The sequence below is a fragment of the Actinomycetota bacterium genome, assembly GCA_019347675.1.
In the GTDB taxonomy this organism is placed as follows: domain Bacteria; phylum Actinomycetota; class Nitriliruptoria; order Nitriliruptorales; family JAHWKO01; genus JAHWKW01.
Map to the genome: position 1 here is coordinate 26890 of JAHWKW010000024.1, position 15081 is coordinate 41970.

Sequence of the window (15081 nt, forward strand, 5' to 3'; positions counted from 1 at the left end):
ATGACGTCGTCTTCGCGTAGGACCCCAAGTTCTCGGTACGCACCCATGCAGCGGGCGACATTGCGACGGGTGGGCGAGTCGGAGCCGAGGAGGTTCTCCACGTCGACCAGGTGAAGACTTCTGGGAGCAGTTGAAGTATCCATGTCGTGAACAGTACCATGGCAGAGCCGTGATGTCACCTCACGCTGCTGAATCAGCCTCACACCATGTGAGGTACTCTATCCAGCGATGTCCCCGCCCCAGGTGTCCGGCGACGTCACAGGGTCAGGGCACGCTGACGAGATGGAGGTTTATGGTGGTCGAGCTCCGCGGTCGCGAACCGTTACTCGGCGGTGCCACGCTGTTCGGGGCCACCCTCGATCTTTCGGACCTGACGTGGCTGACGCCCTTCGACACGGTGAGCCTCGCTGCCTACGCGATGCGGTTCTCGGTGCGCGAACGCTCCCTCGACGTCATCGGTCCGTCGGATGACCGCGTCCGGGCCTACGTGGACAACACGCTCCTGGGTGAGGTGTTGGAGCTTCCTTCAGGCAAGCGTTCTCCTGACGAAGATCCCCTTGTCCCCCTGACGCACCTACGGCGCCCGGACGAGTGGGACGACAGGCTGGAGGAGTTGTGGCCAGCCGTCCGACGTCGTGTTGGCAACTACGAGGTCTCCCGCGCCCTCTTCGACGTCCTCGGTGAGTTGATCGACAACGCGGTGACCCACGGCCGGAGCGATGTAGGAACCTTCGTGTGCGTCCAGCACTACACCGGTAGAACTTCACAACTACCACCGGGGATCTGGGCGGGGGTCGCCGATGCCGGTGTGGGGATCCCGCGGCACCTTCGCGGGAACAGCGAGTACGCGGCGATCGAGGACGACCAAGAGCTGATCCGCCTCGCGAGGCGTCCCTGGGTGACAGGGACACGTGACCGTCGCGGTTGGGGCCTCGTCGAGGTCTTCGAGGCCGCCGCCGTGACAGGCGGCGGCGAACTCCTGATCCGGTCTGGTCGCGCCGAGGGGCGCTTCCTGGTCCGACCCGGACGGCCACCCTGGGCCCGCTATCGAGCCTTGCCTCGAGCGGCGGTGGGAACATCGGTGCACGTGCGGATGGATGAACCTGCTTGACAAAGCGACTACCTTCGCTACGCTTTCACATACAGCGATGAAAACGCTGGGAAGGAGGCGGCAGGTGCGATACCAGTTGGCAGAGGAGCACGGCCAGTTCCTCGCCACCAGATCACGGGGCGCCCAAGTGCAGGAAGCGCTGATGGCGGCCCTTCGGGATACCCCCGAGGGCGACCACCTGGTGATCGACTTCGTTGGCGTCGAGGACGTCACCGTGTCGTTCGTTGATGAGTCACTCGGCGGCCTGCTCGGGAAGCGCAGCAACGATGAGACCTTGAGCGCGCGAGGCATCGCGCTCACCGAACTCAACCCTGACTGCAGAGACACACTGGACGCTGTTCTGAAGCGTCGTGAGTCCGCGATGGTCGTGGTTCGCCCTGACACGGACGAGCTGGAGATCGTCGGAGACCGACGGTGGGGCTGGATGCCCGATACTCTGGCTGCAGCTCGTAGGCTGAAGGAGTTTCGAGCGAACGATCTCGCCGACGAGCTGGCCCTAACTCCACAAGCATCGAACAACCGACTACGTCAACTCGTTGCATCCGGGGCCGTGGCACGACAGCGCGTGGTTCCAGAAGGCGGCGGCAAGGAGTTTCAGTACCGCATCCAGATCCTCGACGTCTGACGTCTGTGGGCGGCCTACGGGCCGCCCACAGCTATAGAGAGGTTTCATCGGTGACGGTGAACCCGTGGGGAGCGAAGGTGGGAGTGAGCCTTTCCCCCTCGCCGACCCTCGATGAGTGGGCGCAGTGCGCGAATCGCCTGATCCTGCCTTCATCGATCGGAACCGTCCACGACGAGATGGACCTCTACTTGTCGGGGCTGCGGTTCCTGCACCCGCTCGATGTGTGTGCGGCCCGACTCACGATCGAACTTGCGTCGCTCGCAAGCGGCCGGGTGACTGTTCACGTACCTAGCGACACGGACGTGCACACCTATGGCACGCGGCTCGACCTCTACCAGGATCTGCCCGAGAACGTAGTTCTCACTCGGCCGCCGGTCCGGATGACGAGACGGAACCACCGCCAGCGCCTGATCGAGCTCACATCCATCCACACCGCTCCCCGCCTGCAGGAGTTCTCGGATCACGTGGCTCAGGTGGCCGAAGGCATCACTCAAACTCACCGGAGGCTCTTCCGCCACGGGCTGGTGGAGGCCGCCGACAACGTCATCGAACACGCAGCCAGTCCCGTCGGAGCGCTTGTCTCCGCTCAGCGTTACCGCGGTCGTCTCGAAATCGCCGTCGTCGACGCGGGGCGGGGTGTCCGCGCGTCGCTCCGGAGTCGTCGCAAGTATCAGGGGCTAACGGAGTTGGAGGCCATAACCGCCGTCCTCGAGAAGGGCGCCACGCGACGCGTTGCATCCGGGGGCGGAGGCATCAGTCACCTCATCGAACTCGTCGAGCGCCATCGCGACGCCTCCATCGAACTGGCCTCCGGCGCTGTGGTCGGACGGATCTCTGGATCGAGAACACCGACATATCGAAGCCCCACGGCTCCGATCCCGGGGACGTGGTTCACGCTCACCCTGAGGTGAGGAGGAGCATCCCATGAAAACGAAGACCGTCATCAACATCTTCATCAACGAAGCACACTTCAAGGTCGACAGCGACTCCGCGACGGGCCGGGAACTGAAGGAACTCGCGGGCATCCCCGCTTCGAACCTGCTCTTCCGTGACCTCCCAGGTCAGCAGGAGGATCCGCCGGTCCCGGACGACGAACCAGTCCCGCTCAAGAGCGGCGACCGGTTCTACGACATGCCGCAAGGCAACTTCGGCTGACCGATGCGTTCACTGGAGGCGGAACTCGAGGCGCTCCGAGGCGTCTTCCCCGGCGCGCACATCGAGACCGTGGCCGGTATCGGACGGGTGTGCGTCGTTCCAGACGTCGCTACTGGCAAGGCTTGGGAACCACCCACGACCGAAATCCGCTTCCTCATCGCGCAGGGTTATCCGCAGAGCAAACCGGACTGCTTCTTCTCGCGGCCAGACTTGCGCTTGAAGTCGGGGGCTACACCCCAGAACGCTCGTCCGCAACGCATCGGATCCAGCGAGTACTTGTGGTTCTCATGGCATCTGAGAACGTGGAACCCGGCCGCCGATGACCTTACCCGATTCGCACGCTTCTGCAACGGACGCCTCCAGATGGACCGATGACTGCACTGAGCTATCCCCCCGGCACGTGGCGAGAGATCCAAGAGGATCTCCTGTCCACCCCGGAGCTTGAGCGCGCCGCCGTCGGATTCGCCGGCCACGTAACGTCCTCTCGTGGCACCCGATTGCTGCTTCGCGACTGGTCGCCCGTCCCGCTTGACGAGTACCTCGTTCAACTGGGAACTCACCTCGAGGTAAGTCCTCGGTTCTGGACTCGGGCAGCGAAACGGGCGCGGAACTCTGGTGAGTGCATCGTCATCATGCACAGCCACCCGAGAGCGCAAGGCACGCCCCAGTTCTCAGCATCCGACCTGGGCGGGGAACGGCTGCTGGTTCCCCGTCTCCAAGCCAGGGCCACGGTGCACGTGGCAACGGTCGTCATCGGACCGGACGGAGCCCAGGCATCACACTACGCACCGAACTCAAAGCAACGACGCCCGCTGGCGCTCAGGCCCGTGGGGACATTCGAACCAGACGGGGATTCCAGGGGAGGAACCGACGGTCAGGATGCCCGGCAAGTCTTGGCTCTCGGAGCAGCCGGCAACGCAGTCCTAAGGGACCTCGTCGTCGGGGTCGTGGGCCTGGGCGGTCTGGGCTCTCACGTGTCCACCCAGCTCTCACATCTCGGCGTGCGACGCATAGTCGGAGTCGACTTCGACCGTGTGGAGCCGTCCAACCTGTCGCGCCTCGTCGGGAGCCGTCGACGAGATGCGCTCCTGAGACGCCGCAAGACAGCGGTTGGACACAGGGTCGCACGCCGTCTCGGTGCGGGGTTCAAGCCCATCAACGGCCGCGTTGAGGATCCGGCCGTCGCGCGGGAGCTGTTGGAGTGCGACGTCGTGGTGGGGTGTACCGACAACCAGTCAAGCCGCGCGGTCCTGAACCGACTCGCCCTGCAGTTCTACGTTCCTGTTCTGGACCTGGGTGTTCAGATACGTCCGGGCGGGTCGTCGGGTGGCCGGGCAACTTGGCTCTTGCCCGACAGCCCCTGCGAGTGGTGTCGCGGCATCCTCGATCCTGACGTTGTGAGGGCGGAGCAGCTACCCGCCCATCTCCGCGAGGTAGAGCTCGAGCGGGGATACATCGCCGACATGCCCGTCGATCAGCCAGCGGTCGTCAGCGTAAACGGCGTCGTCGCAAGTCTGGGAGTTACCGAGCTAGTAGCCCGTTGCACAACAGCGCTCGGTGACAACCGCGGTGAGATGCTCGTCTACCGCCTTGGCGACGGGACCGTCCGACGTGTGGGCGCGGCTTCTCGTCGCGACTGCGCTACCTGTAACCCATCAGGCAACCTAGGTGCCGGGGATCTTGTCGAGCTTCTCTAGCCCGCCAGAGCTATCGCCTGTCGAACCAGGGAAGTAGCCGAATGCGCGCCGATGGAAGGTTCCCGTACACCAACAGGCCTTCGAACGGACGCATCGTCCGGATTCCGGATGTGGTGGCCAGGAGCTGCGACTGCGTGGCCCGCGTCGCACTGACCCGGCCTTCCGCATCGATCGTTGTCGATCGTCGATCTACCTCCGCCTCGCCGACGAGCTGCGCCGCCTCACTGGTCGTTCCGGTATCTGCAACGCCGCTGAGGACTAGCTTCGCGCGGTGATTGTTCACGACCGTCGGCGCTGACGAGCCGTAGCGGTTGGCGATCTGGGCGCGGTCCTGCCACACGGTCACGAGTTGGATCCCAAGGCCAGCTGCGGTCGAGGCGATCTGCGCGAGATCGCGGAGTGGGGCGATGTTCGCGGCTTCGTCGAGGACCAATAGGAGCGGCGGGTCGAGGCGGCCGCCGTCGGCGGCGTGCTCGTAGGCGGTCATGAGCACTGTCTGGACCAGGGCGGTGAACAGCGGACGGAGGCGGGCCTGTTCGTGGAGCGGCGCCGAGACGTAGAGCGTGTGGCTACCGCCGTCGAACAGCCGTGCTGGATCGATCTCGCTCGTGGCGGCTGAGCCCGCCACCGACGGATCCGCGAAGGCGCGGAGCACGGTCTCCGCCGTGGTGTAGACGGACGACCTCGCGCGCTCCTCGCGCTTCGTCGTCGCCGCGAACGCAGCGATGGCCTCGGGCACGCCCGCGACCTCGAGCTCCAGGTCGACGTCTTGCTGCTCCTGGAGGTCGACCCAGCGGACGACGTCGGCCATCGTGCGGCCGGACGCCGCGGCCGCGAAGAGCAGGGGTGCGAGGAGCTTGGCGGCGTTCGCGTACCAGAAGTCGGCGTCGTGGAAGCTGCCTTCGCGCGCCGCCTCGGTGAGCCACGTCGCGGTCCGGAGGGTGCCCTGCCATGTGGTGCACGCGGCGAGAGGTGACCACGTCGACGCTGTGACGTCGCGGATGCTGGCGGTCGGGTCGTAGACCCAGACGTCGCCGCGGCGGGTGCGCGCCGCGAGGGTGTCGTCGAGGAGGTCGGTCTTCACGGACGTGGCGACGACCGGGCCCTCCCACTCGAGGATCGCGGGGATCGCGAGGCCCGACGTCTTCCCGCTCTGGGTCGGGCCCATCACGAGCAGTGAGTGCCCCGGCTCCGCGGCGAGGAGCTTGCCGTGGGCCGTGCCGAGGGTGAGCCGGCCCGGCGCGGGTTTCTTGACGATGAGCGGCTTGAGGTCTGCCTTCGTCGCCCACCGAGCGGACGCCGTCTGCTCCTCGGTTCGGCTCGACGCTCGCCGGCGAAGCACCCAGCCGGTCACCACGAGCGGCGCCGCGAGCAGAACAGCGAACGTGCTCCAGAACGGAACGGCACCGGGGACGAGGCTCGCGACCGGGCTAGGGAAGGCCGCAGCGGGGTGGCCCGGGTCGTTCGCCAGCCCGACGACGGCCGGGAAGGTGTCGCCGAGGTTCAGCGGCAGCCACGTCCCTGACCAGACTCGCGCGCTGACCTGGGCCGTCGTCCAGACCACTACCGACGACACCAGCAGCGCACCCAGCAGAAGACCGCCCAGTGACTCGAGCGGAGACAGCCCGGCGCTCCAGCCGGCCGGCGCACGCGCGCCCGCTCTCGGACGCGCGTTACCGACGCCGGACACGATCAGCCCATCCGCGCGTCGGTGTCGACGAGCGTCCGCTCGATGCCGCCGCCGAGGACGTGCTCCACGAGGAACGAGCGGGCACCGACGCGCCACAGCCCGACGCCACGACCGAGCTCCGGCAGCACCTCGGCCTCGACGTCGGTGAGGCCGAGTAGCTCCGAGGCCCGCTCGGTCTCGGCGGGCGACTGTCCGTAGATGACTCGGGTCTCGGAGTCGGCGAGCAGGCCCTGAGCGAGGGCGACCTGCTCGGAGCCCTCGGCGCCGGCGGCCTGCAGGTCGGACAGGCGGTGGATCACCGCGACGTTCGCCACGCCGTACTGGCGGGACAGCTTCCACGACGCCTGGAGCCACCGGGCGATCTCAAGGTGGCGGAGGATCGCCCACGCCTCGTCGATCACGAGGATCAGTCGGTCGTCGCGCCGAGACTGCAACGAGGCCTGAAGCCAGGCGGTCGCGCACAGCATCAGCAGGCCCAGCGCGTCCGACCCGTACAGCGCCGACAGGTCGAGCACGACCATCGGTCCGTCGAGATCCAGCCCGGACGTCGTCGGGCCGTCGAACATCCCGGCCAGGTCGCCCTGACAGAGGCGGCGCAGCTCCAGAGCTACCTGACGCCCCGCGGCCGCCAGGGCCTGCGCGTCGGAGGCGACGCGACGGGCCGCATCCTCCGCCGGCCACAGCAGTGCGTCGACGACGTGCGGCAGGACGAGCTGAGCCCCATGTCGCGCGGCGGCGCTCGTGACGGCGAGCTCGCAAGCGGTCTGCTCCTCCGGTTGCAGCGGTCGACCGAGCGACGAGGCGGCGAGGGAGGTCAGCAGGGAGATGCGACGGCGGTCGACCTGTGGGGGGTCGGCCGACGCGGACGGTCCGGGTGCCAGCGGGTTGAGGCGGACGGGCAGTCCCGGACCGATGCGAATCGGCTCGACGCCGCAGGCTTGGGCGAGCGGACCGTACTCCCCCTTGGGGTCAACGATCCACGAGCGGCGGCCGAAGACCTGCTGCCGCCACAGGTAGGTCTTGACGAACGAGGACTTCCCACGACCGACCTGGCCGGCGACGAGCATGTTCGGGTTCGTCAGCACGCCCTTGCGGTACAGGACCCACGGGTCGTAGCAGAACGCTCCGCCGAGGACCTCGCGGCCGACGTAGACGCCGTCGCCGCCGAGCCCGCCCTCGGACACGAACGGGTAGGCCGCCTGCAGGTGTGCCGTCGACACGCGGTGCGCGCCGGCGCCGAGACCGCTCTTCATCCAAGCCCCCGAGCCATGGGCAGCGTCCACGTGAATGCCTGGTCCTGCTGGCCGTAGAGGCGGCGGATCTCGAGGAACGCCTGCTGGGCGGCCTGCTCGATCTCGCCGCACGCGGCCTCGAGCTCGTCATCAGTCTCGGACGTGACGGTCACGTACCCAGCCACGCGGTAGTCGGCGTGGCCGTCGGCGAGTTCCTGCTCGCGGCGGGTCACGGCCTCCTGGGCGCGGCGCCTGCGTGCGGTGAAGGCGAAGCCGGCCTTCTGGCGCAGTTCCTCGTCGGCCATGCTCTTGACGACCTGCTGCTCCACTTCGCGGTGAGCGCGCAGCGGCGAGATCGGCTCCATCGTCAGCGACACCGTGCGCATCCCGGCCGTGCCGAGGAGGAGCGGCGCGAGAAAGTCGGCGCCGACAGACGTGCGCGGCCAGTTCGCGACCCAGTAGGTCGCGTGACAGACGTCGGTGGTCCGGTACGACCCCCAGGCCGTCTCGGCGGCGAGCGGCCAGGCGTTGGCAGGGTCGGTCCCGCCTTCGTCACCCGCCGCAGCCGCGCGGCGGGCGAGCCCGACGCGCGCGTGCGGGTCGAACGCGGTCCGCATCGCACCGGCGACGAGGCGGGGCGTCAAGAGTCCGTCGACCACGACCTCAGCCGAGGTGAGGCGACGTCGCAGCGCGCCGATCTCGCGCAGGAGGATCGCTGCGGCTCCGCGGTCGCCGCCGCCGGCCTGCTTGATCGCCCGACGTGCGCGGGCGGCCGAGATGCTGACGACAAGGAAGGTCTCGTGCTGGGGCGCCGCAGGGCCAGCGCGGTCGACGAGCTCAAGGTATGACCGCAGCGACGCCGAGCCGCTGTCGACCTTGACGGCACCGGCGAGGTAGCGGCCCATGGCGTCCCCGTCATCGGGCACCGTCCGTTCCACCCACTGCAGCCGGTGGATGGGAGAGGAAGCCCGGGCAAGCCCGGCCAGGACCGCGCCCCACGCGGCGAGTCGCCGTTGCTTCTCGGGGGTGTCGGCCAGCTGGAAGCTGCGTCCGCGGACCTGGAGCACGGCGGCATACGTGCCGACGCGGCGGTCACAGATCACTCCGACCTCTGGTCCGCTGTCCCCGTCGAGGGGCACGGCCAGGATCTGCACCCCGCCGAGCGTGGCGGGCGGGGCGTTCGGCTTTCCGTCGCTCGTTTCCCCGAGCACGGGCAAGGCCGACAGGTGCCGGGTGCGCCGAGTGACCACCCGGCCGACCCAGCGGGCGGCGATCGGAATCCATTGTTCGATCGTGCGTCCACCGACGTGCCAGAACGCAGCCGCCGCCGCCACGGCCAGCACCGTGGCGGCGGCGACGAACCCCGCGGGTGTGGTCGCCATCCGTATCGTGAAGACGGCGATCAGCAGCGCTAGCGCCACGATGGCGAGCTGTCCTGCGCGCAGACCGACGATCATCGTGTCGTCCTCGGCGGCCGAGCCGAACTCGTAGCGACGGGTCCCGGCGGCGCTCATCAGTTATCCCCTCCATCGATGACAACCGGTCGTTCCGGAGGCGGGGGCGAGGATCTCCTTGCATCGGCCACCGGCAACGCCACCGGGGAGGATGGGCGGGTCGAGGACCCATGGCCGCTGGATGAGTGCGAGGGTCTCGCCGGGGCTCTCGTGGCCTCGTCGGCCGTCGCGGTTGCGCGACCTGCGCCCTTGCGTGCCGCGTCCGCCCCGGTGGTGGCGAGTCCCACTCCGGCGGCCGCGGCCGCTCCGCCTGCAGCGCCGGCGGTGGCTCCAAGACCGCTTTCTGACGTCCGGCTTACTGTGCCACCAGCTCGAATGCCGCCCAGCACGCCGCCGTCGCCTCCCACCGTCGCGAGCGCAGGGCTTCCGGCGGCCCCTCCCGAGCCATTCCCACCGGCGCGTTGGCGGAGCATCTGGGCGATCTGACTGCGGCCAACGTTCGGCGGTGCAAGCGCGGCAGTGGGCCGGCGGAAGGTGCCCTCGAACTGGCTGGTCAGGCCTGCCTCGAACACCGGGATGAGCCGCAGCAGCACGTACGGCGCAAGAGCGGCCAGGGACAGCAGCGCGCCACCGGCGACGACCGCGCCATAGCCGTCCTCCGCGACGTTCGCGTCGAGGGCCGAGGCCGCCAGGGCCATGACAGCGAGGATCACGAACTTCGAGAGGATGATCGCCACCAGTCCCTGAACGAGCCGCCGCAGCCAGTGGGCTGTTGCGGGCCAAACCATCGCCATGAAGCCCAGGGGGAGGAACAGGACGGCGACGTAGATCGCGGCCTGACGGAGCAGGAGCTCCAGCCAGATCACGAACGTGGCGAACGCGATGACGGCCGCACCGATGAGCGCCGCGAGGCCGACGGCGACTCCCCCGCTCGGACCGGCCAGAGTGCCCACGGCCGTGCCCAGTCCGGTGGCGAACTCGGACAGGTCGCTGCCCATCGAGCGACCCGCCCAGGTTGACATCTCGTCGGTGATTGCGACGAGCATGTCGACGATCACGATCGCTGCCCCGGTGCCGAGGGCAGCGAGCGGCACGAAGACGAACGTCGATCGCAGCAGTTGGCCTGGGTCCTGGCGGACGATCCCGTGGATGATCGCCAGGAGAAGGAAGGGCAGGAGCCCGACGAGCGCGATCGCCGCCATGTCCCGGTACGCGCCTTGGAACCACCCGGCGGTGACATCGGGGCGGGTGGACCTGTCGACCAGGCCCGCGAGCTGACCGAGGAACCAGCCGGCCCCGTCGACGACGAATTCGACGATCGCGGAGAGTGCGGCCTTCGCCCCGCCGGCAACCACCGCCTCTACACCGTTGCCGATGGTGCCCGTGACGCCGTCGCAGAGGTGCTCGAGCCCCCAGACGAGCCCGTCGCAACCTCCGTCGTGGGCCGGCGACTGCGTTTGCTGGTGGCCCGGTGCGGCGTCACCGTCCTGGGCCGTTGCGATGTCCGATGACACGACGACGAGTAGGAGGAGCACCGACAGGATGGTCAGGGACGCTCGGCGCATGCTCATCCCTCGGTCGCCGGACGGTGCCAGAAGGGCTCGAACCGGTTGATCTGCGCGCCGACGAGCGCCGCGTTCTCGGCGTTGCCGGGGAGCGGCGGTGTTGGGCCCTCCTCGGTATCGATCGAGAGCACGCGCCAGTCGCCGTCCTCCCAGCGCAGAGATAGTTCGGTGGTTCCCCACGCGGGAGCGACGGCCTGGCGGCCGGCGGCCACGAACACGCTGGTGCCCCAGATCGCCACAGTGGCCTCGTCGTCCGAGTAGTCGAGGATGCGGTAGCCGGCGGGGACGCTGCGCATCACGAAGCCGGCATCGGATCGTGTCGTGGCATCGAGGCTCAGTCGCTCCTCGAGCAGGGCGGCGATGCGCGTGAACCGCTCGGTGAGGTCTGCGCGAGCGTCCTCTTCGGCGACCCGCTGCAGCACGCTGGCGAGCCTCTCGCTGTCGAGCACCGCCGGACTGTCGAGGACGACGGCATAGTTTGCGGCCGCGGCCACGGCTCCTTCGCGGCTGCGCTCGTAGCCGACTGGGACGCCGCCGACGGTGGTCGACGGACCGGGATCCGACGACGCCGGAGGCTCTCTCATCCCGGCGTCCTGGGTCGGCGCCGCCGATACCGGACCGGAGGGGGCGGTAGCCCGACCGATCGCGGCGCCAACCCCGAACAGAACGACCGCGGCCACGATGACCGCGCCCACGCGGACGGCGCGGCCGCCCATGGGCCGTCCTCGACTGCCGGGTCGGGTCGTCACCTGGCCGTCAGCCGACGCCCGTGCCGGCGTTGAAGAAGAAGTTGATGATCGCGGGGGCTGCACCGATGAGCAGCGCGGCGAGGCCCGACACCATGACGCCCCGCTTCCCTGCCACCGTGTACTGGTAGTTTTGTGAGTTCGCTCCCAGGGCCCATGCGGCGGACGAGAGCAGCAGGCCGATCAGGGACAAAACGAGCGCCCACCCCATGATCCCGTTGGTAAGGCTCTGGAGTACCGCGCCACCGGGTAGCTGTGAGATGTCGGGATTGGCGTCGACCGCCTGTGCGAGCAGTGTGCTGATCACCGGGCCTCCTCCTTGATGGTTGTGCTGGTAAACCCTTCTGCGACCGCCGCGGCGAGCTCCACGTAGGCGGCGCGCGTCCGGGCGGAGATCAGGTCGAGTCCCGTGCGCGCGCCTGTTGCGAGGTGTCGGTCCCAGGGGACGCGCACGACGGTGCGGCAGCGTTCGGCGAAGTGGGCTTCGACCTCGTCGAGGTCAACCAGGCCCTTGCCGGAACGGCAGCCGTTGACCACGGCGACCGCGTTGGCGACGAGTTCCGCGTGGTTGTGCTTCTCAAGCCAGTCCAGAAGGAAGCTCGTCGCGCGGGCCGCATCGATCGACGGCGAGGTGACGACCACGAGCTGATCCGCGTGGTCAACGATGCCGCGTGTCGCGTCGTCGAGGATGCCGGTCCCGCAGTCCACGAGGATCAGCTGGTAGTGGTGCTCGAGCAGGTCCAGCAGCCGCCGGTAGTCGCGCTCCCCCAATGCGTTGGAGACGCGCGGATCGTCAGGAGCCGCGACGACCTCCAGGCGCGAGGCGGCCTGGGACGTGAACGCGCGCATGTCCGCGTAGCGGGTGACGCCGTCGATCTCGTGCAGGAGATCGTCGGCCGTGGCCGGCGTCTCGAGGTGGATTCGATAGCCGAGGCTGCCCGCATCTGGGTTGCCGTCGAGAGCGACCACCCGGTCGCCCCGATGGCTCGCGAAGGTGTGGCCGAGGTTGACGGTCGTGGTGGTCTTGCCAACGCCGCCCTTGGTTGAAGCGGTCGCGATGACCCGGCTCCCGCGTACGGAGCCCTTGAGCGTCGCGATGCGCTGGCGCTCCTCCAGCTCTGCCTTGCTGGGCGGGGGCGTTACCAGCCCGCCGGAGATCCGATGGACTGCGCGCCGCCAGCCGCGAGTGGGCGGCCTCGAGGTGGCGCGGAGCAAGCGATCCTCGCTGATGTCCGCGGCGGTGAGCCTCGACGTACGGCCGGCCGCCGAAAACGTCGCGCCAGTGCCGAGGGCTACGCCGCGATCGGCGTCCTTGGGCTTGCTCTGCGCCGGTGACGGCCGTTCGGGGATGTCGAGGGCCGCAGCAGGTGCGGGTGTGGTGGTCGAGGGGCTTCCGCCGGGGACCGTGCCCGCCGCGGGGGCGGCAGAGGCCGGTGGCGCGACCTCCGGTTTCGGCTGTGCGGCCTTCCTACGCGGCGTTGGTGCCGGTTCCGTTCGGTCGAGCGCGTCGAGCGGGATCACCTCGTCGACCCTCGTCTCCGAACTCCCCATCAGTCCCTCCCTCCAAGCGATGACTGCCGGAAATCAACCGGTCTGAGAGCTTCGAGTCAAGCATCTGTAACCTTCCACAGTCGTTCTCACTCTGCCAGGGTCTTTGAAGTACCTACATAGCTAGCCTTATGATGCTGTGGATAGCGTCGGGAGCCACCGGTGAGCATCAACGACGAACTCGATGACGTGCTGTCGGTCGAGGAAGCAGCGGCCTTCCTAAAGGTCCCGCCGGCGACGGTTCGCCGGGAGGCGCGGGCAGGACGCCTGCCGGGCCGCCACGTCGGCAAGGAGTGGCGGTTCGCGCGCAGCGCCCTGATCGACTGGCTTAGGGGCGAGCTCGAAGGCAGCGGGGAGCCGCCGGAGCGCTACGGCCGGCCGAGCCGCCGCCGCTCCGTGGACGAGGAACGGGACAGCGCGTGATCGCCCAGCAGACGCGGGCGGCAGTGGCCGGGGCGGTCGCGCTGCTCGTCCTCGCTGGCGTGTGGTTCGGGCTGGCCGACGCCGCGTTGGAGACGTCGCCGCTCGTCGCTGACGGTCCTGGTCAGCCCGCCGAGGCCGAAGCCCTCACGGTGCTGTCCTCGCCGAACGACCTCGATGAGGCGCACGCCGTCGCGGAAACCTTCGCGGTCGCGCTCTACAGCGACGACCTGGATGGGGTCCGCGAAGGATCCACGGACGGTCTCGCTGACCGTCTACTGGGAGGCAGGGAAGGCGCTGGTGACGACGTCAGCCGGGTCCGGGTCGACGGGGTCACGACCCAGGACGCCCAGCCCGATCGCGTGCTCGCCAAGGTGGCGGTCCGGCGCGCCACCTCGGCCGGCGAGCGCCTGGAGGTGGTCACGATCGTGGTCGCCCGTGCCGACGGCGGGTGGCTCGTCGAGGACGCCGCGTTCTGACCCGGGGGAGCGATGATCAAGCGGCTGGTCGTGCTGGCGGCCTTCGGCCTGGTCGGGCTCCTGCTCCTCCCGGTCGCGGTCATCGCGACGGCCAACGCGCAGGCCACAATCGCCGGAGCGCCGTCGGCCGAGGCGGTCGACGACATCCCGGCTCGGCTGCTCGCGCTCTACCAGCAGGCCGTCGTTGACCGCTGCCCCACGCTGCCATGGAGCGTGGTCGCGGGCATCGGGAAGGTCGAGTCCAACCATGCCCGGCTCGGCGGCGTCGAGCTACACGACGGCACGGTCTCGCCGCCGATCATCGGCGTGGGGCTCGGCGGCTCCGGCGGCACTCAGGAGATTCGCGACAGCGACGGCGGCCTGTACGACAACGACGAGATCTACGACCGCGCCGTGGGGCCGATGCAGTTCATCCCGCAGACGTGGGCCTCCGTCGGCATGGACGGCGACCGCAACGGCGTGGCCGACCCGCACGACGTCGACGACGCCGTCCCGTCAGCGGCGGCTTACTTGTGCGGCGCCGGTGGTGGCGACCCGGCGCGGTTGCGCCAGGCGATCTGGACCTACAACCACAGCTGGGAGTACGTCGACGAGGTGCTCGCCTGGGCCGCCCGCTACGCGACGCTCACGCCAGCCGGCCCAGCCGATCCGGTGCTGATCGCGGCCGTTCTCGGCAGCCCGCGCCTGGAGATCTACGAGGCGGGGCGCCAGGACATCCAGGCCGGGCGCATCGACAACCGCGTGCTGGCGGTCCTGCTCCGCGCGACCGAGCAGTGGACGCTGTCGGTGTCGAGCCTCCAGACCGGCCACTCGAAGTGCGTCGGCGGCGGCTCGTACGAGGGCTGCAGCATCTCGAACCACTGGTACGGCCGAGCCTTCGACGTCTACCGGGTCAACGGCGAGCTAGTGACCGCCACCAATACGGAGGCCTACGCATTCACCGTGTGGCTGTCGGCTCTCGAAGCCGAGATACGTCCGGACGAGATCGGCAGCCCCTGGCCGGCCCTCGCAGGTCTCCCAGGGTACTTCCACGACGCCGCCCACTTGGACCACGTCCACGCCGGGCACGACTGAAACCGTCGCTAACTCGGCGCGCGGCAACCGTGGCTTTGCGCGGCCTCAACTCGGAGTCCGGCGCGTCCTCGACGCGCATAATCGTCGCGTCCCAACCCGGCAAGGTCCGCAGTGGTGCGGCCTGATAACTAGGCGTAGGAGCGAACTCCTTGTGCGTAGAGGGCGCGCGAGAATCCCGGTTGCAGGCGGTCGCCGGTGCGACGTCAGGGGTCGGGAGTGCACGCAACCGGCCTGCCGAACACCTATCCGTCACGTAGCGTGCACTCCCGAGGCGGTCCTCCGCCG

Annotated in this window: 16 protein-coding genes; 9 read left to right on the forward strand and 7 right to left on the reverse strand. The window is 68.9% G+C overall.

The window, feature by feature from the left end; genetic code table 11:
• Positions 1–292 precede the first annotated feature (292 nt).
• The 6 genes from KY462_14285 (at position 293) to KY462_14310 (ending at position 4588) form a co-directional block, all read left to right on the forward strand.
• On the forward strand, positions 293–1111 hold the full coding sequence (locus tag KY462_14285; GenBank protein MBW3578878.1) for a hypothetical protein: 819 nt from the start codon (positions 293–295) through the stop codon (positions 1109–1111).
• A complete protein-coding gene (locus KY462_14290; GenBank protein MBW3578879.1) occupies positions 1098–1736 on the forward strand; it encodes an STAS-like domain-containing protein in 639 nt (212 codons plus the stop codon). Before KY462_14285 ends, KY462_14290 begins: the two co-directional genes overlap by 14 nt.
• Before the next feature lie 50 nt (positions 1737–1786).
• Positions 1787–2647 (forward strand): hypothetical protein, encoded by an 861-nt coding sequence (locus KY462_14295; protein MBW3578880.1) that lies wholly within the window; start codon positions 1787–1789, stop codon positions 2645–2647.
• 13 nt (positions 2648–2660) lie between these two features.
• Complete coding sequence (locus tag KY462_14300) at positions 2661–2891, forward strand: multiubiquitin domain-containing protein (protein ID MBW3578881.1); 231 nt, start codon at positions 2661–2663, stop codon at positions 2889–2891.
• A gap of 3 nt (positions 2892–2894) precedes the next feature.
• Complete coding sequence (locus KY462_14305; protein ID MBW3578882.1) at positions 2895–3266, forward strand: hypothetical protein; 372 nt, start codon at positions 2895–2897, stop codon at positions 3264–3266.
• 362 nt (positions 3267–3628) lie between these two features.
• Positions 3629–4588, forward strand: a complete 960-nt coding sequence (locus tag KY462_14310) for a ThiF family adenylyltransferase (GenBank protein ID MBW3578883.1) — start codon at positions 3629–3631, stop codon at positions 4586–4588.
• A gap of 10 nt (positions 4589–4598) precedes the next feature.
• Here KY462_14310 and KY462_14315 read toward each other — a convergent pair whose 3' ends face one another.
• From KY462_14315 to KY462_14345, 7 genes are read right to left on the reverse strand one after another with little or no spacing between them, the layout of a single operon-like run.
• Positions 4599–6278: a type IV secretory system conjugative DNA transfer family protein gene (locus tag KY462_14315; GenBank protein MBW3578884.1), complete on the reverse strand. Its 1680-nt coding sequence runs from the start codon at positions 6276–6278 to the stop codon at positions 4599–4601.
• Between the two features lie 2 nt (positions 6279–6280).
• Positions 6281–7531 (reverse strand): ATP-binding protein, encoded by a 1251-nt coding sequence (locus KY462_14320; protein MBW3578885.1) that lies wholly within the window; start codon positions 7529–7531, stop codon positions 6281–6283.
• Positions 7528–9024 (reverse strand): hypothetical protein, encoded by a 1497-nt coding sequence (locus tag KY462_14325; GenBank protein MBW3578886.1) that lies wholly within the window; start codon positions 9022–9024, stop codon positions 7528–7530. Before KY462_14325 ends, KY462_14320 begins: the two co-directional genes overlap by 4 nt.
• A complete protein-coding gene (locus KY462_14330) occupies positions 9024–10529 on the reverse strand; it encodes a hypothetical protein (GenBank protein ID MBW3578887.1) in 1506 nt (501 codons plus the stop codon). The genes KY462_14325 and KY462_14330 overlap by 1 nt, the downstream gene beginning before the upstream one ends.
• Positions 10530–10531: 2 nt before the next feature.
• Positions 10532–11245 carry a hypothetical protein gene (locus KY462_14335; GenBank protein ID MBW3578888.1) on the reverse strand — a complete coding sequence of 238 codons (714 nt, stop codon included), beginning with the start codon at positions 11243–11245 and terminating at the stop codon, positions 10532–10534.
• Positions 11246–11285: 40 nt separating this feature from the next.
• On the reverse strand, positions 11286–11582 hold the full coding sequence (locus KY462_14340; protein MBW3578889.1) for a hypothetical protein: 297 nt from the start codon (positions 11580–11582) through the stop codon (positions 11286–11288).
• A complete protein-coding gene (locus tag KY462_14345; GenBank protein ID MBW3578890.1) occupies positions 11579–12826 on the reverse strand; it encodes an AAA family ATPase in 1248 nt (415 codons plus the stop codon). The genes KY462_14340 and KY462_14345 overlap by 4 nt, the downstream gene beginning before the upstream one ends.
• A 165-nt stretch (positions 12827–12991) precedes the next feature.
• On the opposite strand from KY462_14345, the gene KY462_14350 reads away from it, so the two are divergent.
• From KY462_14350 to KY462_14360, 3 genes are read left to right on the forward strand one after another with little or no spacing between them, the layout of a single operon-like run.
• On the forward strand, positions 12992–13246 hold the full coding sequence (locus KY462_14350; protein ID MBW3578891.1) for a helix-turn-helix domain-containing protein: 255 nt from the start codon (positions 12992–12994) through the stop codon (positions 13244–13246).
• Positions 13243–13722 carry a hypothetical protein gene (locus tag KY462_14355; GenBank protein ID MBW3578892.1) on the forward strand — a complete coding sequence of 160 codons (480 nt, stop codon included), beginning with the start codon at positions 13243–13245 and terminating at the stop codon, positions 13720–13722. Before KY462_14350 ends, KY462_14355 begins: the two co-directional genes overlap by 4 nt.
• Before the next feature lie 12 nt (positions 13723–13734).
• Entirely contained in the window at positions 13735–14796 is a 1062-nt protein-coding gene (locus tag KY462_14360) for a lytic transglycosylase domain-containing protein (protein ID MBW3578893.1), read from the forward strand.
• Positions 14797–15081: the final 285 nt, after the last annotated feature.

Coding starts and splice junctions, on each gene's coding strand:
- KY462_14290 (MBW3578879.1), top strand. CDS start 1,098: ATGAACCTGCTTGACAAAGCGACTACCTTCGCTACGCTTTCACATACA.
- KY462_14335 (MBW3578888.1), bottom strand. CDS start 11,245: ATGGGCGGCCGCGCCGTCCGCGTGGGCGCGGTCATCGTGGCCGCGGTC.
- KY462_14360 (MBW3578893.1), top strand. CDS start 13,735: ATGATCAAGCGGCTGGTCGTGCTGGCGGCCTTCGGCCTGGTCGGGCTC.
- KY462_14325 (MBW3578886.1), bottom strand. CDS start 9,024: ATGAGCGCCGCCGGGACCCGTCGCTACGAGTTCGGCTCGGCCGCCGAG.
- KY462_14345 (MBW3578890.1), bottom strand. CDS start 12,826: ATGGGGAGTTCGGAGACGAGGGTCGACGAGGTGATCCCGCTCGACGCG.
- KY462_14285 (MBW3578878.1), top strand. CDS start 293: ATGGTGGTCGAGCTCCGCGGTCGCGAACCGTTACTCGGCGGTGCCACG.
- KY462_14300 (MBW3578881.1), top strand. CDS start 2,661: ATGAAAACGAAGACCGTCATCAACATCTTCATCAACGAAGCACACTTC.
- KY462_14320 (MBW3578885.1), bottom strand. CDS start 7,531: ATGAAGAGCGGTCTCGGCGCCGGCGCGCACCGCGTGTCGACGGCACAC.
- KY462_14305 (MBW3578882.1), top strand. CDS start 2,895: ATGCGTTCACTGGAGGCGGAACTCGAGGCGCTCCGAGGCGTCTTCCCC.
- KY462_14330 (MBW3578887.1), bottom strand. CDS start 10,529: ATGCGCCGAGCGTCCCTGACCATCCTGTCGGTGCTCCTCCTACTCGTC.